Raw genomic sequence first — 15,444 nt, 5'->3', positions numbered from 1 at the left:
GCGGGCGGTTGGTTGGGGGACGACGACCTCGGGGGTCGAGTGATGGCACGGAGTACGCCCTGGTTCAGAGTGCTGCTCGGCGCGCTGGCCGCGGTGAGTTGGGCGTTCGCGGGAATGGTGGGCGTCGCGGCGCTGGGACTGCATCTGCTCGGCGCCGACGCGTCGGCCTCGCTGGGCCCGATGACCGCGGCGGTGGTCGCGATGGCGGTCGGCGGGAAGGTGCGGCCGGCCGGTGACATCGGGGTGTTCGGGCTGACCGGGCCGCAGACGGACGCCGCGCTGGGCATCACACCGCTGGGCGTGGCCCTGGTGGGCGCGCTGCTGCTGGCCTGGGTCTTCCTGCGGTCCCTGCGGCGCGCGGGAGCCGGTGTCACACCGGGCGAACTGGCCGCGCGGGTCGCCACCACGGCGGCGCTGTTCCTGGCACTGGTGGGCGGGCTGGCCTGGGCCGGGCAGGACACGGTGGCCATCGACGCGGGCTCGGTCGGGCCGCCGCGCGGCGCCACCGACGACCTGCTCGGCCGGCTGCCCGGGATCGGGGACATCAGCGGCGGCCTCGCCGACGGGCTCCAGGACATCGTGAAGACCCAGGCCTCGGTGACCTTCCAGGTGGACACCGGGCGGACGCTGCTCGGGGCCCTGGTGTGGGTGCTGGTGGTGCTGCTGATCGCGCTGCTCGCCTCCCGCCGGACGCCGTTGCCGGACGGCTGGGGCGCGGTGCACCGGGTGGTCCGGCCCGCGGTGTCGGCGGTGAGCGCGGTGATGCTGGTGGCGGTGCTGGCCGGCTTCGCCGCGGCGGTGTTCGCGGCGGCCACCGGCGACCAGCCGGGCCGGATCCTGGGAGCGGCGCTGATCGGGACGCCCAACGGGGTGTGGCTCGCGGTGCCGCTCGGCCTGTTCGTGCCGTGGAAGGGTACGGCGTCGGGGCCGCTGGCCGCGCTGCTGCCCGATCCGGTGGACCGCTTCCTGGCCGGGCACGGCGGCGCCACGATCACGCCGGGCGGCCTGGCCGGCCTCGACGGACGGGTGTGGCTGCTGCCGGTCGCCACCGCGCTGCTGATGCTGCTCGCCGGCGCGCTGACCGCGCGGCGCACGGCGGTGGACGGCCCGCCGTCGCGCTTCGTGGCGGCCTGCGCGGTGCGGCTCGGGGTGGTGACCGCGGTGACGCTGCCGCTGCTGGTGTGGCTCACCCGGGTGAAGGTCGACGCGAGCCTGTCCGTCTTCGGCGTCGACGCGGTCGGCGCGGGTGTCGACCTGCGCGGCAGCGCGGTGCTCGCCGTGCTGCTCGGGGCGGCGTGGGGGGCCGGGGCCGGGGCGGTGGGCGCGCTGCTGGCGCTCGCCGCGGGTTCGGCCGGGCGCGGGGCCGCTCCGGCGGCACGGCGGGCGTCGGCGGCACCGCTGTGGGCGGGTCCGGCCGAGCCCGCGGACGCCCCGGCGGCGGCCGCCGCTCCGCCGGTTCCCTCCGCTCCGCCCGCTCCCCCGGCGCGGCCGCGGCCTCCCGCCCGGCCCGCGCCGGCGGACCGCCCCAGGCCTCCCGCACCGCCGGCGCCGGCGAGCCCGCCCGGTCCTCCCGGTCCTCCTGTCGCGGACTCGGCCCGTACGTATCCGGAGGTCGCCTACCAGCCGGGCCCGTATCAGCCGAGCCGGCCCTACCGGCCCGAGGAGGAGCGCAACCCGTACGCGGAGCCGCCCGGGGGCGACGCCGAGTAGTCCCCGACGGCGCGAACCGGCGGGTAGCTGTCCGCCAGGCGGGACGGGGGTGAAGCGGGGCGCGCGGGCCGGATAGCGTGTACCCACCATGAGCGACGTCTCGCAGAGCCCCGCCTCCGTCCCTTCGGACACGCCGACCCTGCTGGTCAAGATCTTCGGCAAGGACAGACCCGGCATCACCGCCGGGCTCTTCGACACACTCGCCGCGTACGGCGTGGACGTGGTGGACATCGAGCAGGTCGTCACCCGGGGCCGGATGGTGCTGTGCGCCCTGGTCACCGCGCCGACCGAGCGCGGGGCGGAGGGCGAGCTGCGGGCCACCGTGCACACCTGGGCCGAGGCCTCGCGGATGCAGGCCGAGATCATCTCCGGCCTGGGCGACAACCGGCCGCGCGGCGAGGGCCGCAGCCATGTCACCGTGCTCGGCAGCCCGCTGACGGCGGAGTCCACCGCGGCCATAACGGCGCTGATCACCGGGGCCGGCGGCAATATCGACCGGATCTTCCGGCTGGCGAAATACCCGGTGACGGCGGTGGAATTCGCCGTCTCCGGCGCCGAGCCCGCCGTGCTCCGCTCGGTGCTGTCCCCGCAGGCGGCGGCACGCGGGGTCGATGTCGCGGTGGTGCCGGCCGGCCTGCAGCGCCGGGCGCAGCGCCTGGTGGTGATGGACGTGGACTCGACCGTGATCCAGGACGAGGTGATCGAGCTGTTCGCGGCGCACGCCGGCTGCGAGGAGGAGGTCGCCGAGGTGACGGCCGCGGCGATGCGCGGCGAGCTGGACTTCGAGCAGTCGCTGCACGCCCGGGTGGCACTGCTGGCCGGCCTGGACGTCTCGGTGGTGGACAAGGTCCGCTCCGAGGTGCGGCTGACCCCGGGCGCCCGCACCCTGATCCGCACCCTCAAGCGCCTCGGCTACCAGGTGGGCGTCGTCTCGGGCGGCTTCACCCAGGTGACCGACGACCTCAAGGAGCGGCTGGGGCTCGACTTCGCCGCGGCCAACACCCTGGAGGTGGCGGACGGCCGGTTCACCGGCCGGGTGATCGGGCCGATCGTGGACCGGGCGGGCAAGGCCCGGCTGCTGCGCAGCTTCGCCGAGCAGGCCGGGGTGCCGCTGAGCCAGACGGTGGCGATCGGTGACGGCGCCAACGACCTGGACATGCTGAACGCGGCCGGTCTCGGCGTCGCCTTCAACGCCAAGCCGGTCGTCCGCCAGGCGGCGGACACCGCGGTGAACGTACCCTTCCTCGACACCGTGCTGTACCTGCTGGGCATCACCCGGGAGGAGATCGAGGCGGCCGACGAGCTGGACGGCGTCGTCACCGGCTGACCCCGGGAGGTCGCGGCGCCGGGGCTACCCCTTGTGCGGTGTCCAGAAGCCCGTCAGGCGGCCCACGCCGTGTTCGACGGTCTTCCAGGAGCCGGTGAAGGTCAGCACGGCGAAGGCGGCGGTGGGGAAGCCGATCCGGGTCATCCGGGTCAGGGTGTCGCCTTCGGCGGAGCCGGTCAGCGCCTCGGCGAGGGCGTGCATCCCGGGGTTGTGCCCCACCAGCAGGAGCGAGCCGACATCGTCCGGGGTCTCGTTGACCAGCGCCAGCAGCTCGCCGAGGCTGGCTTCGTAGAGCCGCTCCTCGTAGACCGTCCTGGGCCGCTGCGGCAGCTCGTGGGCGGCGAGTTTCCAGGTCTCACGGGTGCGCTCGGCGGTGGAGCACAGCGCGAGATCGAGGCTGATGCCGTCGTCGAGGAAGCGGCGGCCGACGGCCGGGGAGTCATGGCGGCCGCGGTCGGCCAGCGGCCGCTCATGGTCCGGGACCGAGGGCCAGTCGGCCTTCGCGTGCCGGAGCAGGACGATGGTGCGGGGCGAATCTGCGGTCATGCTCTCAAGCTTTCCAGAAATCCGGCGGGCAGGCGCGCGCTGGCGACGAGGTCGCGGGTCCGGACCGGCCGGCGATCACAGCGGCCGGATCACAGCAGCTGGTGGACGAGGTCGGCGAGATCGGCGGCGAACCGGGCGAGCACGCTCGCGGTGGGTACGGCGGCGGCCGAGGCGCCGGCCGAGGCGTTGGCCGGGCCGGCGCTGAGCAGGGCCAGCAGCGCCGCGAAGGCGACCGCCGGCAGCGCGACCGCCCACCACGGCAGCCGGGTCTGCACCCCGGCCGCCTTGTCGGGGGCGGGGCCGGGGGCGGCGGGGCGGCCGCGCCGGGTGTACAGGTGCGGGGACTGCGTGGTCACGGTGACCGCCTCCGTGGTTGGACCGTCGAACTGCCGTATTCCTGCGTACGGTTCGACGCTACGGGGGCGGGGCGGACGGTCCCATCCGGTCGTCCACCCACTTGACCCTGACCCTGGCCCCCTAGGGATGGTGGGGTTGTCCCCACCCCCCGCTCGGGGTCGGGCCCGGGGCGGCTCCGGACCGGGTCCGGCCGCGGCGGACGGGCGGCGCGGGTGCGGCGGGTCAGCCCATGCGGGCGGCGATGGTGGCGACCACCGCGACGAACGCGGGAACGGCCATCATCACACCGAAGATGATCAGCAGGCGCCGCTGGGGCCGCGGCGGATTCGGCTCGAGTACAGGCATGCGCCCAGTCTCGCACCGCCGCCGCGGCGGCCCGCCCCGGGGTGGCCGTTCGACCCGTACGTGTCGGGGCGAGCCCACCGGTTCCGCTCTTCCCGCATCCCGTGCGGGAAGAGCGGAGGGCACCCCGCGGTGGTGCCGCTGCGGGGTGCCCTCCGCCTGGTCCGGGGTGCCGGAGCGCGTGCCGGAGGAGGCGGTGCGGGTCAGGCCCCGACCGCGTGCAGTCCGCCGTCCACGTGGATGATCTCGCCGGTCGTCTTGGGGAACCAGTCCGAAAGCAGGGCCACGACGCCGCGGCCGGCCGGCTCGGGGTCGGAGGGGATCCACTCCAGCGGGGCGCGCTCGTTCCACACGTCGACGAGCGCATCGAAGCCCGGGATGGAACGGGCGGCCATCGAGCGGATCGGTCCGGCCGAGACGAGGTTGCAGCGGATGTTCTGTTTGCCCAGATCGCGGGCCACATAGCGCGAGGTGGCCTCCAGCGCGGCCTTGGCCGGGCCCATCCAGTCGTAGTGCGGCCAGGCGACCTTCGCGTCGAAGGTGAGGCCGACCACCGAACCGCCGTTCTGCATCAGCGGCAGGCAGGCCATGGCGAGGGACTTCAGCGAGAAGGCCGACACGTGCATGGCGGTCGAGACCGACTCGAACGGGGTGTTGAGGAAGTTGCCGCCGAGCGCGTCCTGGGGCGCGAAGCCGATCGAGTGCACGACGCCGTCGAGGCCGCCGAGCTCCTCGCCGACGACGTCCGCCAGCCGGCCGAGGTGCTCGTCGCTGGTGATGTCCAGCTCTATGACCTTGGCGGGCTTGGGCAGCTTCTTGGCGATGCGCTCGGTCAGCGTGGGCCGGGGGTAGGCGGTCAGGATGACCTCCGCGCCCTGCTCCTGGGCCAGCTTGGCGGTGTGGAAGGCGATGGAGGACTCCATCAGCACGCCGGTGACAAGCACGCGCTTGCCGTCGAGGATTCCGCTCATGGTGATCAGTGACCCATGCCCAATCCGCCGTCAACAGGGATGACGGCTCCGGTGATGTACGAGGCGTCGTCGGAGGCGAGGAAGCGGACGACCGCCGCGATCTCCTCCACCTGCGCGTAGCGGCCGAGCGGCACCTGGGCGACGATGCCGGCCTGCTGCTCGTCGCTGAGCGATCGGGTCATGTCGGTGTCGACGAATCCGGGGGCCACCACATTGAAGGTGATGTTGCGCGAGCCGAGCTCGCGGGCGAGGGAGCGGGCGAAGCCGACCAGGCCCGCCTTGGAGGCGGCGTAGTTGGCCTGGCCGGCCTGGCCGGTCAGCCCCACCACCGAGGAGATGAGGACGACGCGGCCCTTGCGGGCGCGCAGCATGCCGCGGTTGGCGCGCTTGACCACGCGGAAGGTGCCCGTGAGGTTGGTGTCGAGGACGCTGGTGAAGTCCTCCTCGGTCATCCGCATCAGCAACTGGTCCTTGGTGATGCCCGCGTTGGCGATCAGCACCTCGACATTGCCGTGCGCGGCCTCGACCTCTTTGTAGGCCTGCTCGACCTGCTCGGGGTCGGTGATGTCGCAGCGCACCGCGAGCACGCCGAGGTCGATCAGGTCGACCGGCGGCTTGCCCGAGCGGTAGGTCACGGCGACCTTGTCGCCCGCGTCGGCGAATGCCCGGGCGATGGCGAGGCCGATGCCCCGGTTTCCTCCGGTGACGAGAACCGAGCGGCTCAACGGATCACCCTTCCCACTAGACGTCCTGTCCAGTGAAAGGTATCGGTCCTCGCTCCGTCCCGGGGGATCGGCCCCGACAGGCTGCTCCGCGGTCCCCTGTGGGTTTCCTACAGGGGACGTGTCAGCTCCCGGTGCGCGCTCCGACCTTGCGGCGGCTCCAGAAGAGCAGTCCGAGGGCGCCGGAGGCGAGCACCGCGCTGGCGGACAGGGCGGCTTCCAGGGTGGCCCCGCTGGGGACGGAGTCGGCTGCGTCGCTGGTCGCGATCGGCTCGGTGCCGCCGTGGCCGTGGTGGCTGACGGTCGACTCGGGCTCCCCCGCGGCGATCTGCGCGTCGGTCGGCGCCTTGAACGCGGGCACGGCCGCGGCGGCGGCCGTCTGGCCGAAGACGACATCCGAGCAGCCGTAGAAGGCCTCCGGGCTGTCGCTGCGCTGCCAGACCTGGTAGATCAACTGCCGCCCGGTGCGGGCGGGCAGCGTGGCGCTGAAGGCGTAGTACCCGCTGGGCGCCGACGCGGCGGTGCTGTAGGTCGCGATCGGGGTGGCCGCCAGGTCCGACCACTTCAGCGGCTTGGTCGGGTCGTAGCCCTGGTTGGTGATGTACAGGGTCATCGTGCCCTTGTGCGGGGCGGTGACCCGGAAGCTCACCGAGGTCGGTCCGGCCGTGACGGGCGTGGCCGGCCAGTCGGTACGCGCCCAGTCCAGGGCCCGGTACTTGTCGCGGTTCGCGGAGCAGAGGTGGCCGTCGGGGATGATCGTCCGGCTCTGCCCGTTGGCGTTGGCGATGTTGACCTCGTTCCAGTCGTAGAGCGGCTGGGTGCCGCTGTCCGCGACGAGGTCCTTGCAGACCTGGGTCTTCGGGTTCTCGGGACCTTCGGCGTAGCAGCCGGAGACCCGGCTGACCGGAGCGCTGAGCGCTCCGTGCGCGCTGGCCATGCCCGGCGTGAAGGCGCCGATCAGCAGGGCGGCTGCGCCGACCGCGCCGATCGACGCGGTGGTACGGCGTACTGACATGTGGGGGGCTCCTGTCGTGCCTGAGGTGGTGCTCTGCGGACAAGAGAGGGCGGTTGTCATGAGCATACGGATTGGTCTGGACCAAACTCAAGAGCCGGGGCGGCAGTCGGCGGCCCCGGAATCCCGGTCGCCCCGGCGGTCCGGGAGCCGCCGCACGAGTTGTCCACAGGGCCGGAGAATGTCCGCGCAGGCGGCCGGGCCACCGTGATTCACTTCCCCTACCTGTCGAAACGGTCGAAGTCGAAGGGGAACACCGTCGTGCCTCATGAGGTCGATCAGTCATTTCTGGCGCTGCCGCTGCGGGCCCTCGCGGACGCGGCGCTGGCGCGGGCCCGGGCGCTCGGCGCCGAGCACGCGGATTTCCGGTTGGAGCGGGTGCGCAGCGCGTCGTTGCGGCTCCGGGACGGACGGCCGACCGGGAGTTCGGACAGCACCGGGCTCGGCTTCGCGGTGCGGGTGGTGCACGGCGGGGCCTGGGGGTTCGCGTCCGGGGTGGATCTGACGATGGACGCGGCCGCCCGGGTGGCCGGGCAGGCGGTGGCGATGGCGCGGCTGTCGGCGAAGGTGATCGCGGCCGCCGGGTCCGAGGAGAAGGTGGAGCTGGCTGAGGAGCCGGTGCACGCCGACCAGGTGTGGGTGTCGTCCTACGAGATCAATCCGTTCGACGTGCCGGACACCGAGAAGACCGCGCTGCTCGCGGACTGGAGCGGCCGGCTGCTCGCCGGGGAGGGGGTGTCGCACGCCGACGCCAGCCTGCTCACCGTGCAGGAGAACAAGTTCTACGCCGACACCGCCGGCACCAGCACCACTCAGCAGCGCGTCCGCATCCAGCCGCAGCTGACCGCGGTCTCGGTCGACCCGGACAGCGGGGACTTCGACTCGATGCGGACCCTGGCGCCGCCGGCCGGCCGCGGCTGGGAGTACGCGACCGGCACCGGCTGGGACTGGGACGCCGAACTCGCCGCCATCCCCGAACTGCTGGCCGAGAAGATGCGCGCGCCCTCGGTCGAGGCCGGGACGTACGACCTGGTGGTCGACCCGTCGAACCTGTGGCTGACCATCCACGAGTCGGTCGGCCACGCCACCGAGCTGGACCGCGCGCTGGGATACGAGGCGGCGTACGCGGGCACCTCCTTCGCCACCTTCGACCAGCTGGGCACCCTGAAGTACGGCTCCCCGCTGATGAACGTGACCGGTGACCGCACCGCCGAGCACGGCCTGGCCACCATCGGGTTCGACGACGAGGGCGTGGCCGGGCAGTCCTGGGACCTGGTGCGGGACGGCGTCCTGGTCGGCTACCAGCTGGACCGCCGGATCGCCCGCCTCACCGGCTTCGAGCGCTCCAACGGCTGCGCCTTCGCCGACTCCCCCTCCCACGTCCCGGTCCAGCGGATGGCGAACGTCTCGCTGCGTCCCGACCCGGACGGCCCCTCGACCGAGGAGCTGATCGGCGGGGTGGAGCGCGGGATCTACGTGGTGGGCGACCGCTCCTGGTCGATCGACATGCAGCGCTACAACTTCCAGTTCACCGGCCAGCGGGCCTACGCGATCCGCGACGGCCGCCTGGGCGGCCAGGTCAAGGACTTCGCCTATCAGGCCACCACCACCGACTTCTGGGGCTCGATGGAAGCGCTCGGCGGCCCGCAGACCTATGTCCTCGGTGGGGCCTTCAACTGCGGCAAGGCCCAGCCCGGGCAGGTGGCGGCGGTCAGCCACGGCTGCCCGTCCGCGCTGTTCCGGGGCGTCAGCATTCTCAACACCACGCAGGAGGCCGGCCGATGAGCACGGGGACGAAGCCGCACGAGATCGTCGAGCGGGCGCTGGAGCTGTCGCGGGCGGACGGGTGCGTGGTGATCGCGGACGAGGAGTCCAGCGCGAATCTGCGCTGGGCGGGCAACGCGCTGACCACCAACGGCGTCACCCGGGGCCGTACGCTCACCGTGATCGCGGTGGTGGACGGCGGGCAGGGGGCGGCCACCGGGATGGTGTCGCGGTCCGCGGTGACCGCGGACGAGCTGGAGCCGCTGGTGCGCGCGGCGGAGGCGGCGGCGCGGGAGGCCGGGCCGGCCGAGGACGCGCAGCCGCTGGTGTCAGGGGTGCCGGGGTCGGCGGACTTCACCGAGGGGCCGGCCGAGACCGGTTCCGAGGTGTTCGCCGCCTTCGCGCCGGCGCTGGGCGAGGCCTTCGCCACCGCGAGGGCCGGCGGCCGGGAGCTGTACGGATTCGCGTACCACACCGTGAACTCCACCTATCTGGGCACCTCCACCGGGCTGCGGCTGCGGCACGACCAGCCGACCGGCACCCTGGAGCTCAACGCGAAGTCCCCGGACCGGACCAAGTCGGCCTGGGCGGGCGCCGCCACCCGGGACTTCAGGGATGTGGACCCGCTGGCGCTGGACGCGGAGCTGGCCCGGCGGCTGGCGTGGGCGGCGCGCCGGGTGGAGCTGCCCGCCGGGCGGTACGAGACGCTGCTGCCGCCGACCGCGGTCGCCGACCTGCTGATCTATCAGCTCTGGTCGTCCGGCGCCCGGGACGCCGCCGAGGGACGCACGGTGTTCAGCAGGCCCGGAGGCGGCACCCGGATCGGCGAGAAGCTGGCCCCGCTGCCGCTGACGCTGCGCAGCGACCCGGCCGAACCAGGCCTGGAATCCCCGCCGTTCGTGGTCGCCTACTCCTCCGGCGACGACAGCTCGGTGTTCGACAACGGGCTTCCGATCGGCCCGGTGGACTGGATGCGGGACGGCACGCTCAACCAGTTGGTCGCCACCCGCTACAGCTCCGGCCTGACCGGGGTGCCGGTCGCCCCGGCGGCGGACAATCTGGTGCTGGACGGCGGCGGTGAGCGCTCGCTGGCGGAGATGGTGGCCGGCACCGAGCGCGGTCTGCTGCTGACCTGCCTGTGGTACATCCGCGAAGTCGACCCGGGCAATCTGCTGCTCACCGGCCTCACCCGGGACGGCGTCTACCTGGTGGAGAACGGCGAGGTGACCGGCGAGGTCAACAACTTCCGGTTCAACGAGTCGCCGGTGGACCTGCTCGGCCGGGCCACCGAGGCGGGCCGCACCGAGCGGACGCTGCCGCGCGAGTGGAGCGACTGGTTCACCCGGGCGTCGGCGCCGGCGCTGCGGATCCCGGACTTCAACATGAGTTCGGTCAGTCAGGGGGTCTGAGGGCGGTGGAGGAGAAACGGGCGGTGCGGGTGTCGAAGTTCCTGTCGATGGTCCTGCGGCACAAGCCGGAGACGGTCGGCGTGGTGCTCGACGAGGGCGGCTGGGTGGACGTGGGCGTGCTGATGGCCGCCTGCGCCGCCAAGGGCCGCCGTTTCTCCCGCGCCGAACTGGACCATGTGGTGGCGACCAACAGCAAGAAGCGGTTCGCCTTCTCCGAGGACGGCCTGCGGATCAGGGCCAACCAGGGGCACACGGTGGCGGTCGAGCTGGGTCTGGCCGCCACCGCGCCGCCCGGCGTCCTCTACCACGGGACGGCGGCGGCCACCGTGCCGGTCATCCTGCGCGAGGGACTGAAGCCGATGACGCGCAGGGACGTACACCTGTCGGCGGACGTGGAGACCGCGATACGGGTGGGGTCGCGGCACGGCCGCCCGGTGGTGCTGGAGGTGGACGCGGCCGGACTGGCGGCCACCGGCCACGAGTTCCGGGTGAGTGCCAACGGGGTGTGGCTGACCGACGCGGTGCCGCCGGAGCGGCTGCGTCCGCTCCCTTGACCTCCCCGCTGACCGGTGTGCCGGCCGGCCGCGCCTGACGGCTCGTGACAGGGCCGCGACCCGTACCTGTGGGCCGGTGCGCGGCGGCGTACGGTGGTGCCTGGCCGGGACGGGGCGGGTGACCGGTGCTCAGCACGGTCCGGGCGAGTCGAGCGGTGGGTGAACGGCATGCGGAAGCAGCACCGGTCGGAGGTCTTCCACATCTCCGGGGCGCGTACGAGTCTCACCGAGGACGTCCGCGGCAGGCAGCGGCGCTACATCATCTCGATGGCGATCCGCACCGTGTCGGTGATCCTGACCGTGGTGCTGTGGAACGTCGAACGCCCGGTGGCCTGGGTGATGCTGGTGGCCGGCGCCGCGCTGCCGTATGTGGCGGTGGTCGTCGCCAACGCGGGCCGGGAGAACACCCCGGTGGCCCCGGCGGCGTACATCCCGCAGCCGGTAAGACCGGTGCTTGAGGCAACGAAAGTGGAATCCGCCGCGGAGCGCGCGGCGGAGCCCACCGGCGAGCCGGCCGAGGAGACCGACGCCGGTTGAGGCCTCGCGGCCCCCGGAACCGGGCGGTCTGGACCTCTGAAACCGGACGCCGAACCTCAAGAAAAGCTCAGATCAATCGTGCGGATACCTCTCCACGACGGGCTGAGCTCGTGACATACTTCGTACGCGCTCCGCATCCCCCGTCGGAGCGACGGACCGACGCCGGGCGGCTCCCCCCGTGGCTGCCCGGCGTCGCCATGTTCACGGCGGGGTCGCGCGGGCCTGTTTACTGGGTGCTGTGAACGACGAGACGCCGATCTGCTCGGCCAAGGACTGCCGTGCCACCGCGCTGTGGGTACTGGTCTGGAACAACCCGAAGCTGCACACGCCGGAGCGGCGCAAGACGTGGGTGGCGTGCGAGGAGCACCGCGAGCACCTGGCCGGGTTCCTCGGGATGCGGGGCTTCCTCAAGGACGTGGTGACGCTCGCGGACTGGGAGTCGGCCGCCGCCCGGCCGGCCGCCGGCGGCTCAGCCGCCGATCGCTGACATCGGCCGGGCCGGCTGGAGGAACGCCGGGTCGTCCAGGCCCGAGCCCGCCTTCTTCCCCCACATCGCCGCCTTCCAGCGGTCCGCGATCTCCGCGTCCGAGGCGCCCGAGCGCAGCGCACCGCGCAGATCGGACTCCTCACGGGCGAACAGGCAGTCGCGGACCTGGCCGTCGGCGGTCAGCCGGGTGCGGTCGCAGGCGCGGCAGAAGGGGCGGGTGACCGAGCCGATCACACCGACCCGGGCCGGCCCGCCGTCCACCAGCCAGCGCTCGGCCGGCGCCGAGCCGCGCTCCGTCCCGCCTTCCGGGGTCAGCCGGAATCGGGTGGCGAGGCCGGCCAGGATCTCCTGCGCGGTGACCATGTCGGCGCGCTGCCAGCCGTGCTGGGCGTCCAGCGGCATCTGCTCGATGAAGCGCAGTTCGTAGCCGTGCTCCAGGGCCCAGGCCAGCAGGTCGGGGGCCTCTTCGTCGTTGCGGCCGCGCATCAGCACGGTGTTGACCTTGACCGGGGTCAGGCCGGCCGCCGCGGCGGCTTCGAGTCCGGCCAGCACGTCGTGGTGGCGGTCGCGCCGGGTCAGGGCGTGGAAGACCTCCGGGCGCAGGGTGTCGAGCGAGACATTGACCCGGTCGAGACCGGCCTCGCGCAGCGCCCCGGCGGTCCGGGCGAGCCCCAGCCCGTTGGTGGTGACCGACAGCCTCGGCCGCGGCTCCAGGGCGGCGCAGGCCTGGACGATGCCGACCAGGCCGGGCCGGATCAGCGGCTCGCCGCCGGTGAAGCGCACCTCGGTCACCCCGAGGTCGGTGACGGCGATCCGTACCATCCGGACGATCTCGTCGTCGGTGAGCAGATCGGGCTTGGGCAGCCACCGCAGGCCTTCCTCGGGCATGCAGTAGGTGCAGCGCAGATTGCACCGGTCGGTCAGTGAGACGCGCAGGTCGGTGGCCACCCGGCCGTAGGTGTCAAGGAGCATGGGCCCGGGCCTCCCTTCGGGCGCTCGCGCGCCGGCTGTCCGCTCCAGGGTAGGCCCGCCGCCGGTCGGTGGGTGGGGCGCGGCGCCGTCACCGCAGCGTACGCGACGGCGGGCGGCCGGCGACATTTTGTTGAACCAGCAGGTGGGGGCGCCGCACGCCGGTGCGGCGGGTCATCGGGAAGCACGCGTGTCCGGCTTCCCGATCGGCAACTCGCGGGCCCCTGTGGGGGATCGTGCGGGGAGCGGGGGACCGGCAGGAAGTGGAGCCGTTGACCGCGGTGTCGGTGGCGGCCCTTATCCTCGGTGACCATGCTGGACAATCTGACCGAGCTCGCCGCCCCGACCCCGTGGCCGGCCGGCTACCCCGAGGGCTATGCCGTGGTCGACGTCGAGACGACCGGGCTCGGCCGGGACGACCGGATCGTCTCCGCGGCCGTCTACCGGCTGGGCCCGCGCGGCGAGGTCCAGGACCACTGGTATTCGCCGGTCAACCCGCAGCGCGACCCCGGCCCGGTGTGGATCCACGGGCTGACCGGCGCGATGCTGGCCGACGCCCCGCTCTTCCCGGAGATCGCCGAGGAGCTGGCCGAGCGGCTGGCCGGGCGGGTGCTGGTCGCGCACAACGCGGTCTTCGACTGGTCGATGCTCGCCCGTGAGTACGCCCGGGCCCGCTCCGCGGCGCCCGTGGAGCACCGGCTGTGCACCATCGTGCTGGCCAAGGAGCTGCGGCTGCCGCTGGCCAACCACAAGCTGGAGTCGCTGGCCGCGCACTACGGCGTGGTCCAGCGCCGGGCCCACCACGCGCTGGACGACGCGCGGGTGCTGGCCGAGGCGTTCCGGCCGAGCCTGCATCTGGCGGCGGCGGCGGAGCTGCCGCTGCCGCTGCACGCCTGCCGGCCGCTGACCGAGTGGGCGGACTCCGCCGCCGGCGGGGCCCCGGAGTCCGCGTGGGGGACCCCGGCCGGGCCGTCCTCCCTCGCCCAGGTGCCCGAGCCCCGCTACGGGCGGCTGTACGGCTCCGGCTACCGCACCTGGCGGCCCGCCCGCAAGCGGCCCGCCTGCCCCTACCCCAACCCGGGCCGGCTGGCGGCCGGCGGACCGCTGGTCCAGGGCATGCGGGTGGCTTTCTCCGGTGACACCGGGACGGACCGCGAGCTGCTGGAGGACCGGGCCACCGAGGCCGGACTGCACGTGGCCTCCTCGGTCAGCCGGCTGACCAGTGTGCTGGTCACCAACGACCCCGATTCGGCGACCACCAAGACGGTCAAGTCCCGCGAGTTCGGCACGCCGGTGATCGACGAGGCCACCTTCGCCGACCTGCTCAAGGCGGTCCGGCCCGCCCCGGGCGTGCACGGATAGCCTCGGTTCGGGTTCCGTGCCCGCCTCCGTCCGGCGTCCGCCCGGCCCGGCGCTGCCCCGTTCGGGTGGTGCCCATGGCCCCGGCCGCGCGCTGTGTTGACCCCGGCGGGGGCCGGACCGGAGCCTGTGCCGCATGGCCCGTTGTGAGGTTTGCGGAAACGATTACGCGATGAGTTTCGAGGTGCACGCCCAAGGCGCGGTGCACGTCTTCGACAGCTTCGAGTGCGCCATCCACCGGATGGCGCCGAGCTGCGAGCACTGCCGGGTCCGGATCATCGGCCACGGCGTGGACGTGGACGGCCACTGGTACTGCACCGGCCACTGCGCCCGGGCGGAGGGCGCGGCGGGCATCGTGGACAAGGTGGGCTCGGGCACCTCCGGCTGAGCCCGGGCCCCGGCGGGACCGGCGGCCGACGGCCGGTGTCCGGCGGCCGGCGGACGAGGCGCTGTGCGCAGGCGGCGGAAGGGCCGGTACGGTCGTGCGGTGTACCGGTTCCTGCTCTCCCGCTCCTGGGTGTTCCTGACCCTGCTCGGCCTGGCGGTGATCCCCGGCATGGTGGAGCTGGGGAACTGGCAGCTCCACCGCCATCAGTACCGGGTGGCCGGTAACGCGATCGTCGCGGCCGGCCTGAAGGCCGCGCCCGTCCCGGTGGAGTCGCTGGCCCGCCCCGGCGCCGCCCTGCCGCGCCGGCACCTCTACCGCACGGTGACCGCCGAAGGCCGCTACGACACCGCGCACGAGGTCGTCGCCCGGCGGCGCACCGACGCCGACGGACGGCGGATCGGCTATCACGTCATCACCCCGCTGCTGCTGACCGGCGGCCGGTCGGTGCTGGTCGACCGCGGCTGGATCCCGGCCGGCGACGACCTCACCGCCTTCCCGCCGATCCCGCGGCCCGCGCCCGGCCGGGTCACCGTGACCGGCCGGCTGCGCCCGGACGAGACCGCGGCGGCCACCGGCATCCGCGACCGCCACGGACTGCCGCCCCGTCAGATCTCGCTGATCAGCGGCACGCTGGCGACCCGGCGGATACGGGGCGATGTCCTCGGCGGCTATCTGGAGCTGATCGGCACCGTCCCCGGCCCCGCGGGCCCGCAGCCGCAGCTGATCCCGGAACCGGACCACAGCGGCGTCGGCCCGCATCTGGCCTACGCGGTCCAGTGGTGGCTGTTCGCCGCGCTGGTGCCGGTGGGCTGGGTGGTGCTGGTGCGGCGTCAGCGCGCCGAGATCCTGGCGGCCCGCGCGAAGGGCGGCGGCGAGGGCGGCGCGGGGAACGGCGGCGGGGACGGCTACAGTGCCGCTCTGGCGCTCTGATCCCCCGCCGGGCACGCCGGGACGCCTTGACGCGATCCGGAGACGACCCGGCCCGGACAT

General features: G+C 73.7%; 17 protein-coding genes. 10 read left to right on the top strand and 7 right to left on the bottom strand.

Translation table 11 applies throughout. The annotated features are described in order from the left end of the window. Positions 1 to 42: 42 nt before the first annotated feature. Positions 43 to 1,710 carry a streptophobe family protein gene (locus ACFO3J_RS03495; protein WP_386425988.1) on the top strand — a complete coding sequence of 556 codons (1,668 nt, stop codon included), beginning with the start codon at positions 43 to 45 and terminating at the stop codon, positions 1,708 to 1,710. Between the two features lie 88 nt (positions 1,711 to 1,798). Next, complete coding sequence (gene serB, locus ACFO3J_RS03490; protein WP_386425986.1) at positions 1,799 to 3,037, top strand: phosphoserine phosphatase SerB; 1,239 nt, start codon at positions 1,799 to 1,801, stop codon at positions 3,035 to 3,037. A 24-nt stretch (positions 3,038 to 3,061) separates the two neighbouring features. Here the strand turns inward: serB and ACFO3J_RS03485 are convergent, their stop codons facing one another. The 6 genes from ACFO3J_RS03485 to ACFO3J_RS03460 all read right to left on the bottom strand — a co-directional run bounded on the left by ACFO3J_RS03485 (position 3,062) and on the right by ACFO3J_RS03460 (position 6,990). Further along, positions 3,062 to 3,583 carry a SixA phosphatase family protein gene (locus tag ACFO3J_RS03485; RefSeq protein WP_386425984.1) on the bottom strand — a complete coding sequence of 174 codons (522 nt, stop codon included), beginning with the start codon at positions 3,581 to 3,583 and terminating at the stop codon, positions 3,062 to 3,064. Between the two features lie 89 nt (positions 3,584 to 3,672). Beyond that, positions 3,673 to 3,939 carry a hypothetical protein gene (locus ACFO3J_RS03480; RefSeq protein WP_386425982.1) on the bottom strand — a complete coding sequence of 89 codons (267 nt, stop codon included), beginning with the start codon at positions 3,937 to 3,939 and terminating at the stop codon, positions 3,673 to 3,675. A gap of 223 nt (positions 3,940 to 4,162) precedes the next feature. Further along, entirely contained in the window at positions 4,163 to 4,285 is a 123-nt protein-coding gene (locus ACFO3J_RS03475; RefSeq protein ID WP_386425981.1) for an SGM_5486 family transporter-associated protein, read from the bottom strand. 200 nt (positions 4,286 to 4,485) lie between these two features. Continuing rightward, positions 4,486 to 5,253, bottom strand: coding sequence for an enoyl-ACP reductase FabI (gene fabI, locus ACFO3J_RS03470; protein ID WP_386425979.1), 768 nt, complete (start codon positions 5,251 to 5,253; stop codon positions 4,486 to 4,488). A 5-nt stretch (positions 5,254 to 5,258) separates the two neighbouring features. Further along, on the bottom strand, positions 5,259 to 5,978 hold the full coding sequence (gene fabG, locus ACFO3J_RS03465) for a 3-oxoacyl-[acyl-carrier-protein] reductase (RefSeq protein WP_386425977.1): 720 nt from the start codon (positions 5,976 to 5,978) through the stop codon (positions 5,259 to 5,261). Between the two features lie 121 nt (positions 5,979 to 6,099). Then, complete coding sequence (locus ACFO3J_RS03460; RefSeq protein WP_386425975.1) at positions 6,100 to 6,990, bottom strand: lytic polysaccharide monooxygenase auxiliary activity family 9 protein; 891 nt, start codon at positions 6,988 to 6,990, stop codon at positions 6,100 to 6,102. A 258-nt stretch (positions 6,991 to 7,248) separates the two neighbouring features. On the opposite strand from ACFO3J_RS03460, the gene ACFO3J_RS03455 reads away from it, so the two are divergent. The 5 genes from ACFO3J_RS03455 (at position 7,249) to ACFO3J_RS03435 (ending at position 11,738) form a co-directional block, all read left to right on the top strand. After that, positions 7,249 to 8,772 (top strand): TldD/PmbA family protein, encoded by a 1,524-nt coding sequence (locus ACFO3J_RS03455; RefSeq protein WP_386425974.1) that lies wholly within the window; start codon positions 7,249 to 7,251, stop codon positions 8,770 to 8,772. After that, positions 8,769 to 10,160, top strand: a complete 1,392-nt coding sequence (locus tag ACFO3J_RS03450; RefSeq protein ID WP_386425972.1) for a metallopeptidase TldD-related protein — start codon at positions 8,769 to 8,771, stop codon at positions 10,158 to 10,160. Before ACFO3J_RS03455 ends, ACFO3J_RS03450 begins: the two co-directional genes overlap by 4 nt. Positions 10,161 to 10,165: 5 nt before the next feature. Further along, a complete protein-coding gene (locus tag ACFO3J_RS03445; RefSeq protein ID WP_386425970.1) occupies positions 10,166 to 10,714 on the top strand; it encodes an RNA 2'-phosphotransferase in 549 nt (182 codons plus the stop codon). Between the two features lie 168 nt (positions 10,715 to 10,882). After that, complete coding sequence (locus ACFO3J_RS03440) at positions 10,883 to 11,251, top strand: DUF3099 domain-containing protein (protein ID WP_386425968.1); 369 nt, start codon at positions 10,883 to 10,885, stop codon at positions 11,249 to 11,251. 238 nt (positions 11,252 to 11,489) lie between these two features. Then, entirely contained in the window at positions 11,490 to 11,738 is a 249-nt protein-coding gene (locus tag ACFO3J_RS03435; protein ID WP_386425966.1) for a hypothetical protein, read from the top strand. Here ACFO3J_RS03435 and moaA read toward each other — a convergent pair. Then, entirely contained in the window at positions 11,721 to 12,710 is a 990-nt protein-coding gene (gene moaA / locus ACFO3J_RS03430) for a GTP 3',8-cyclase MoaA (RefSeq protein ID WP_386425964.1), read from the bottom strand. The genes ACFO3J_RS03435 and moaA overlap by 18 nt on opposite strands. Before the next feature lie 309 nt (positions 12,711 to 13,019). Between moaA and ACFO3J_RS03425 the strand changes: the two genes are divergently transcribed. The 3 genes from ACFO3J_RS03425 to ACFO3J_RS03415 all read left to right on the top strand — a co-directional run bounded on the left by ACFO3J_RS03425 (position 13,020) and on the right by ACFO3J_RS03415 (position 15,384). Further along, positions 13,020 to 14,069 carry a DEDDh family exonuclease gene (locus ACFO3J_RS03425; RefSeq protein ID WP_386425962.1) on the top strand — a complete coding sequence of 350 codons (1,050 nt, stop codon included), beginning with the start codon at positions 13,020 to 13,022 and terminating at the stop codon, positions 14,067 to 14,069. 133 nt (positions 14,070 to 14,202) lie between these two features. Beyond that, positions 14,203 to 14,454, top strand: a complete 252-nt coding sequence (locus ACFO3J_RS03420; protein WP_386425960.1) for a hypothetical protein — start codon at positions 14,203 to 14,205, stop codon at positions 14,452 to 14,454. 99 nt (positions 14,455 to 14,553) lie between these two features. Further along, complete coding sequence (locus tag ACFO3J_RS03415) at positions 14,554 to 15,384, top strand: SURF1 family cytochrome oxidase biogenesis protein (protein ID WP_386425958.1); 831 nt, start codon at positions 14,554 to 14,556, stop codon at positions 15,382 to 15,384. Positions 15,385 to 15,444: the final 60 nt, after the last annotated feature.

The organism is Streptomyces polygonati (genome assembly GCF_042650325.1).
Lineage (GTDB): Bacteria > Actinomycetota > Actinomycetes > Streptomycetales > Streptomycetaceae > Actinacidiphila > Actinacidiphila polygonati.
Note: the sequence above shows the minus strand (reverse complement) of the source record. Positions and strands in the feature narration are given on the sequence as shown.

Coding starts and splice junctions, on each gene's coding strand:
- ACFO3J_RS03495 (WP_386425988.1), top strand. CDS start 43: ATGGCACGGAGTACGCCCTGGTTCAGAGTGCTGCTCGGCGCGCTGGCC.
- ACFO3J_RS03425 (WP_386425962.1), top strand. CDS start 13,020: ATGCTGGACAATCTGACCGAGCTCGCCGCCCCGACCCCGTGGCCGGCC.
- ACFO3J_RS03460 (WP_386425975.1), bottom strand. CDS start 6,990: ATGTCAGTACGCCGTACCACCGCGTCGATCGGCGCGGTCGGCGCAGCC.
- serB (WP_386425986.1), top strand. CDS start 1,799: ATGAGCGACGTCTCGCAGAGCCCCGCCTCCGTCCCTTCGGACACGCCG.
- ACFO3J_RS03450 (WP_386425972.1), top strand. CDS start 8,769: ATGAGCACGGGGACGAAGCCGCACGAGATCGTCGAGCGGGCGCTGGAG.
- ACFO3J_RS03440 (WP_386425968.1), top strand. CDS start 10,883: ATGCGGAAGCAGCACCGGTCGGAGGTCTTCCACATCTCCGGGGCGCGT.
- ACFO3J_RS03420 (WP_386425960.1), top strand. CDS start 14,203: ATGGCCCGTTGTGAGGTTTGCGGAAACGATTACGCGATGAGTTTCGAG.
- ACFO3J_RS03475 (WP_386425981.1), bottom strand. CDS start 4,285: ATGCCTGTACTCGAGCCGAATCCGCCGCGGCCCCAGCGGCGCCTGCTG.
- ACFO3J_RS03485 (WP_386425984.1), bottom strand. CDS start 3,583: ATGACCGCAGATTCGCCCCGCACCATCGTCCTGCTCCGGCACGCGAAG.
- moaA (WP_386425964.1), bottom strand. CDS start 12,710: ATGCTCCTTGACACCTACGGCCGGGTGGCCACCGACCTGCGCGTCTCA.
- fabI (WP_386425979.1), bottom strand. CDS start 5,253: ATGAGCGGAATCCTCGACGGCAAGCGCGTGCTTGTCACCGGCGTGCTG.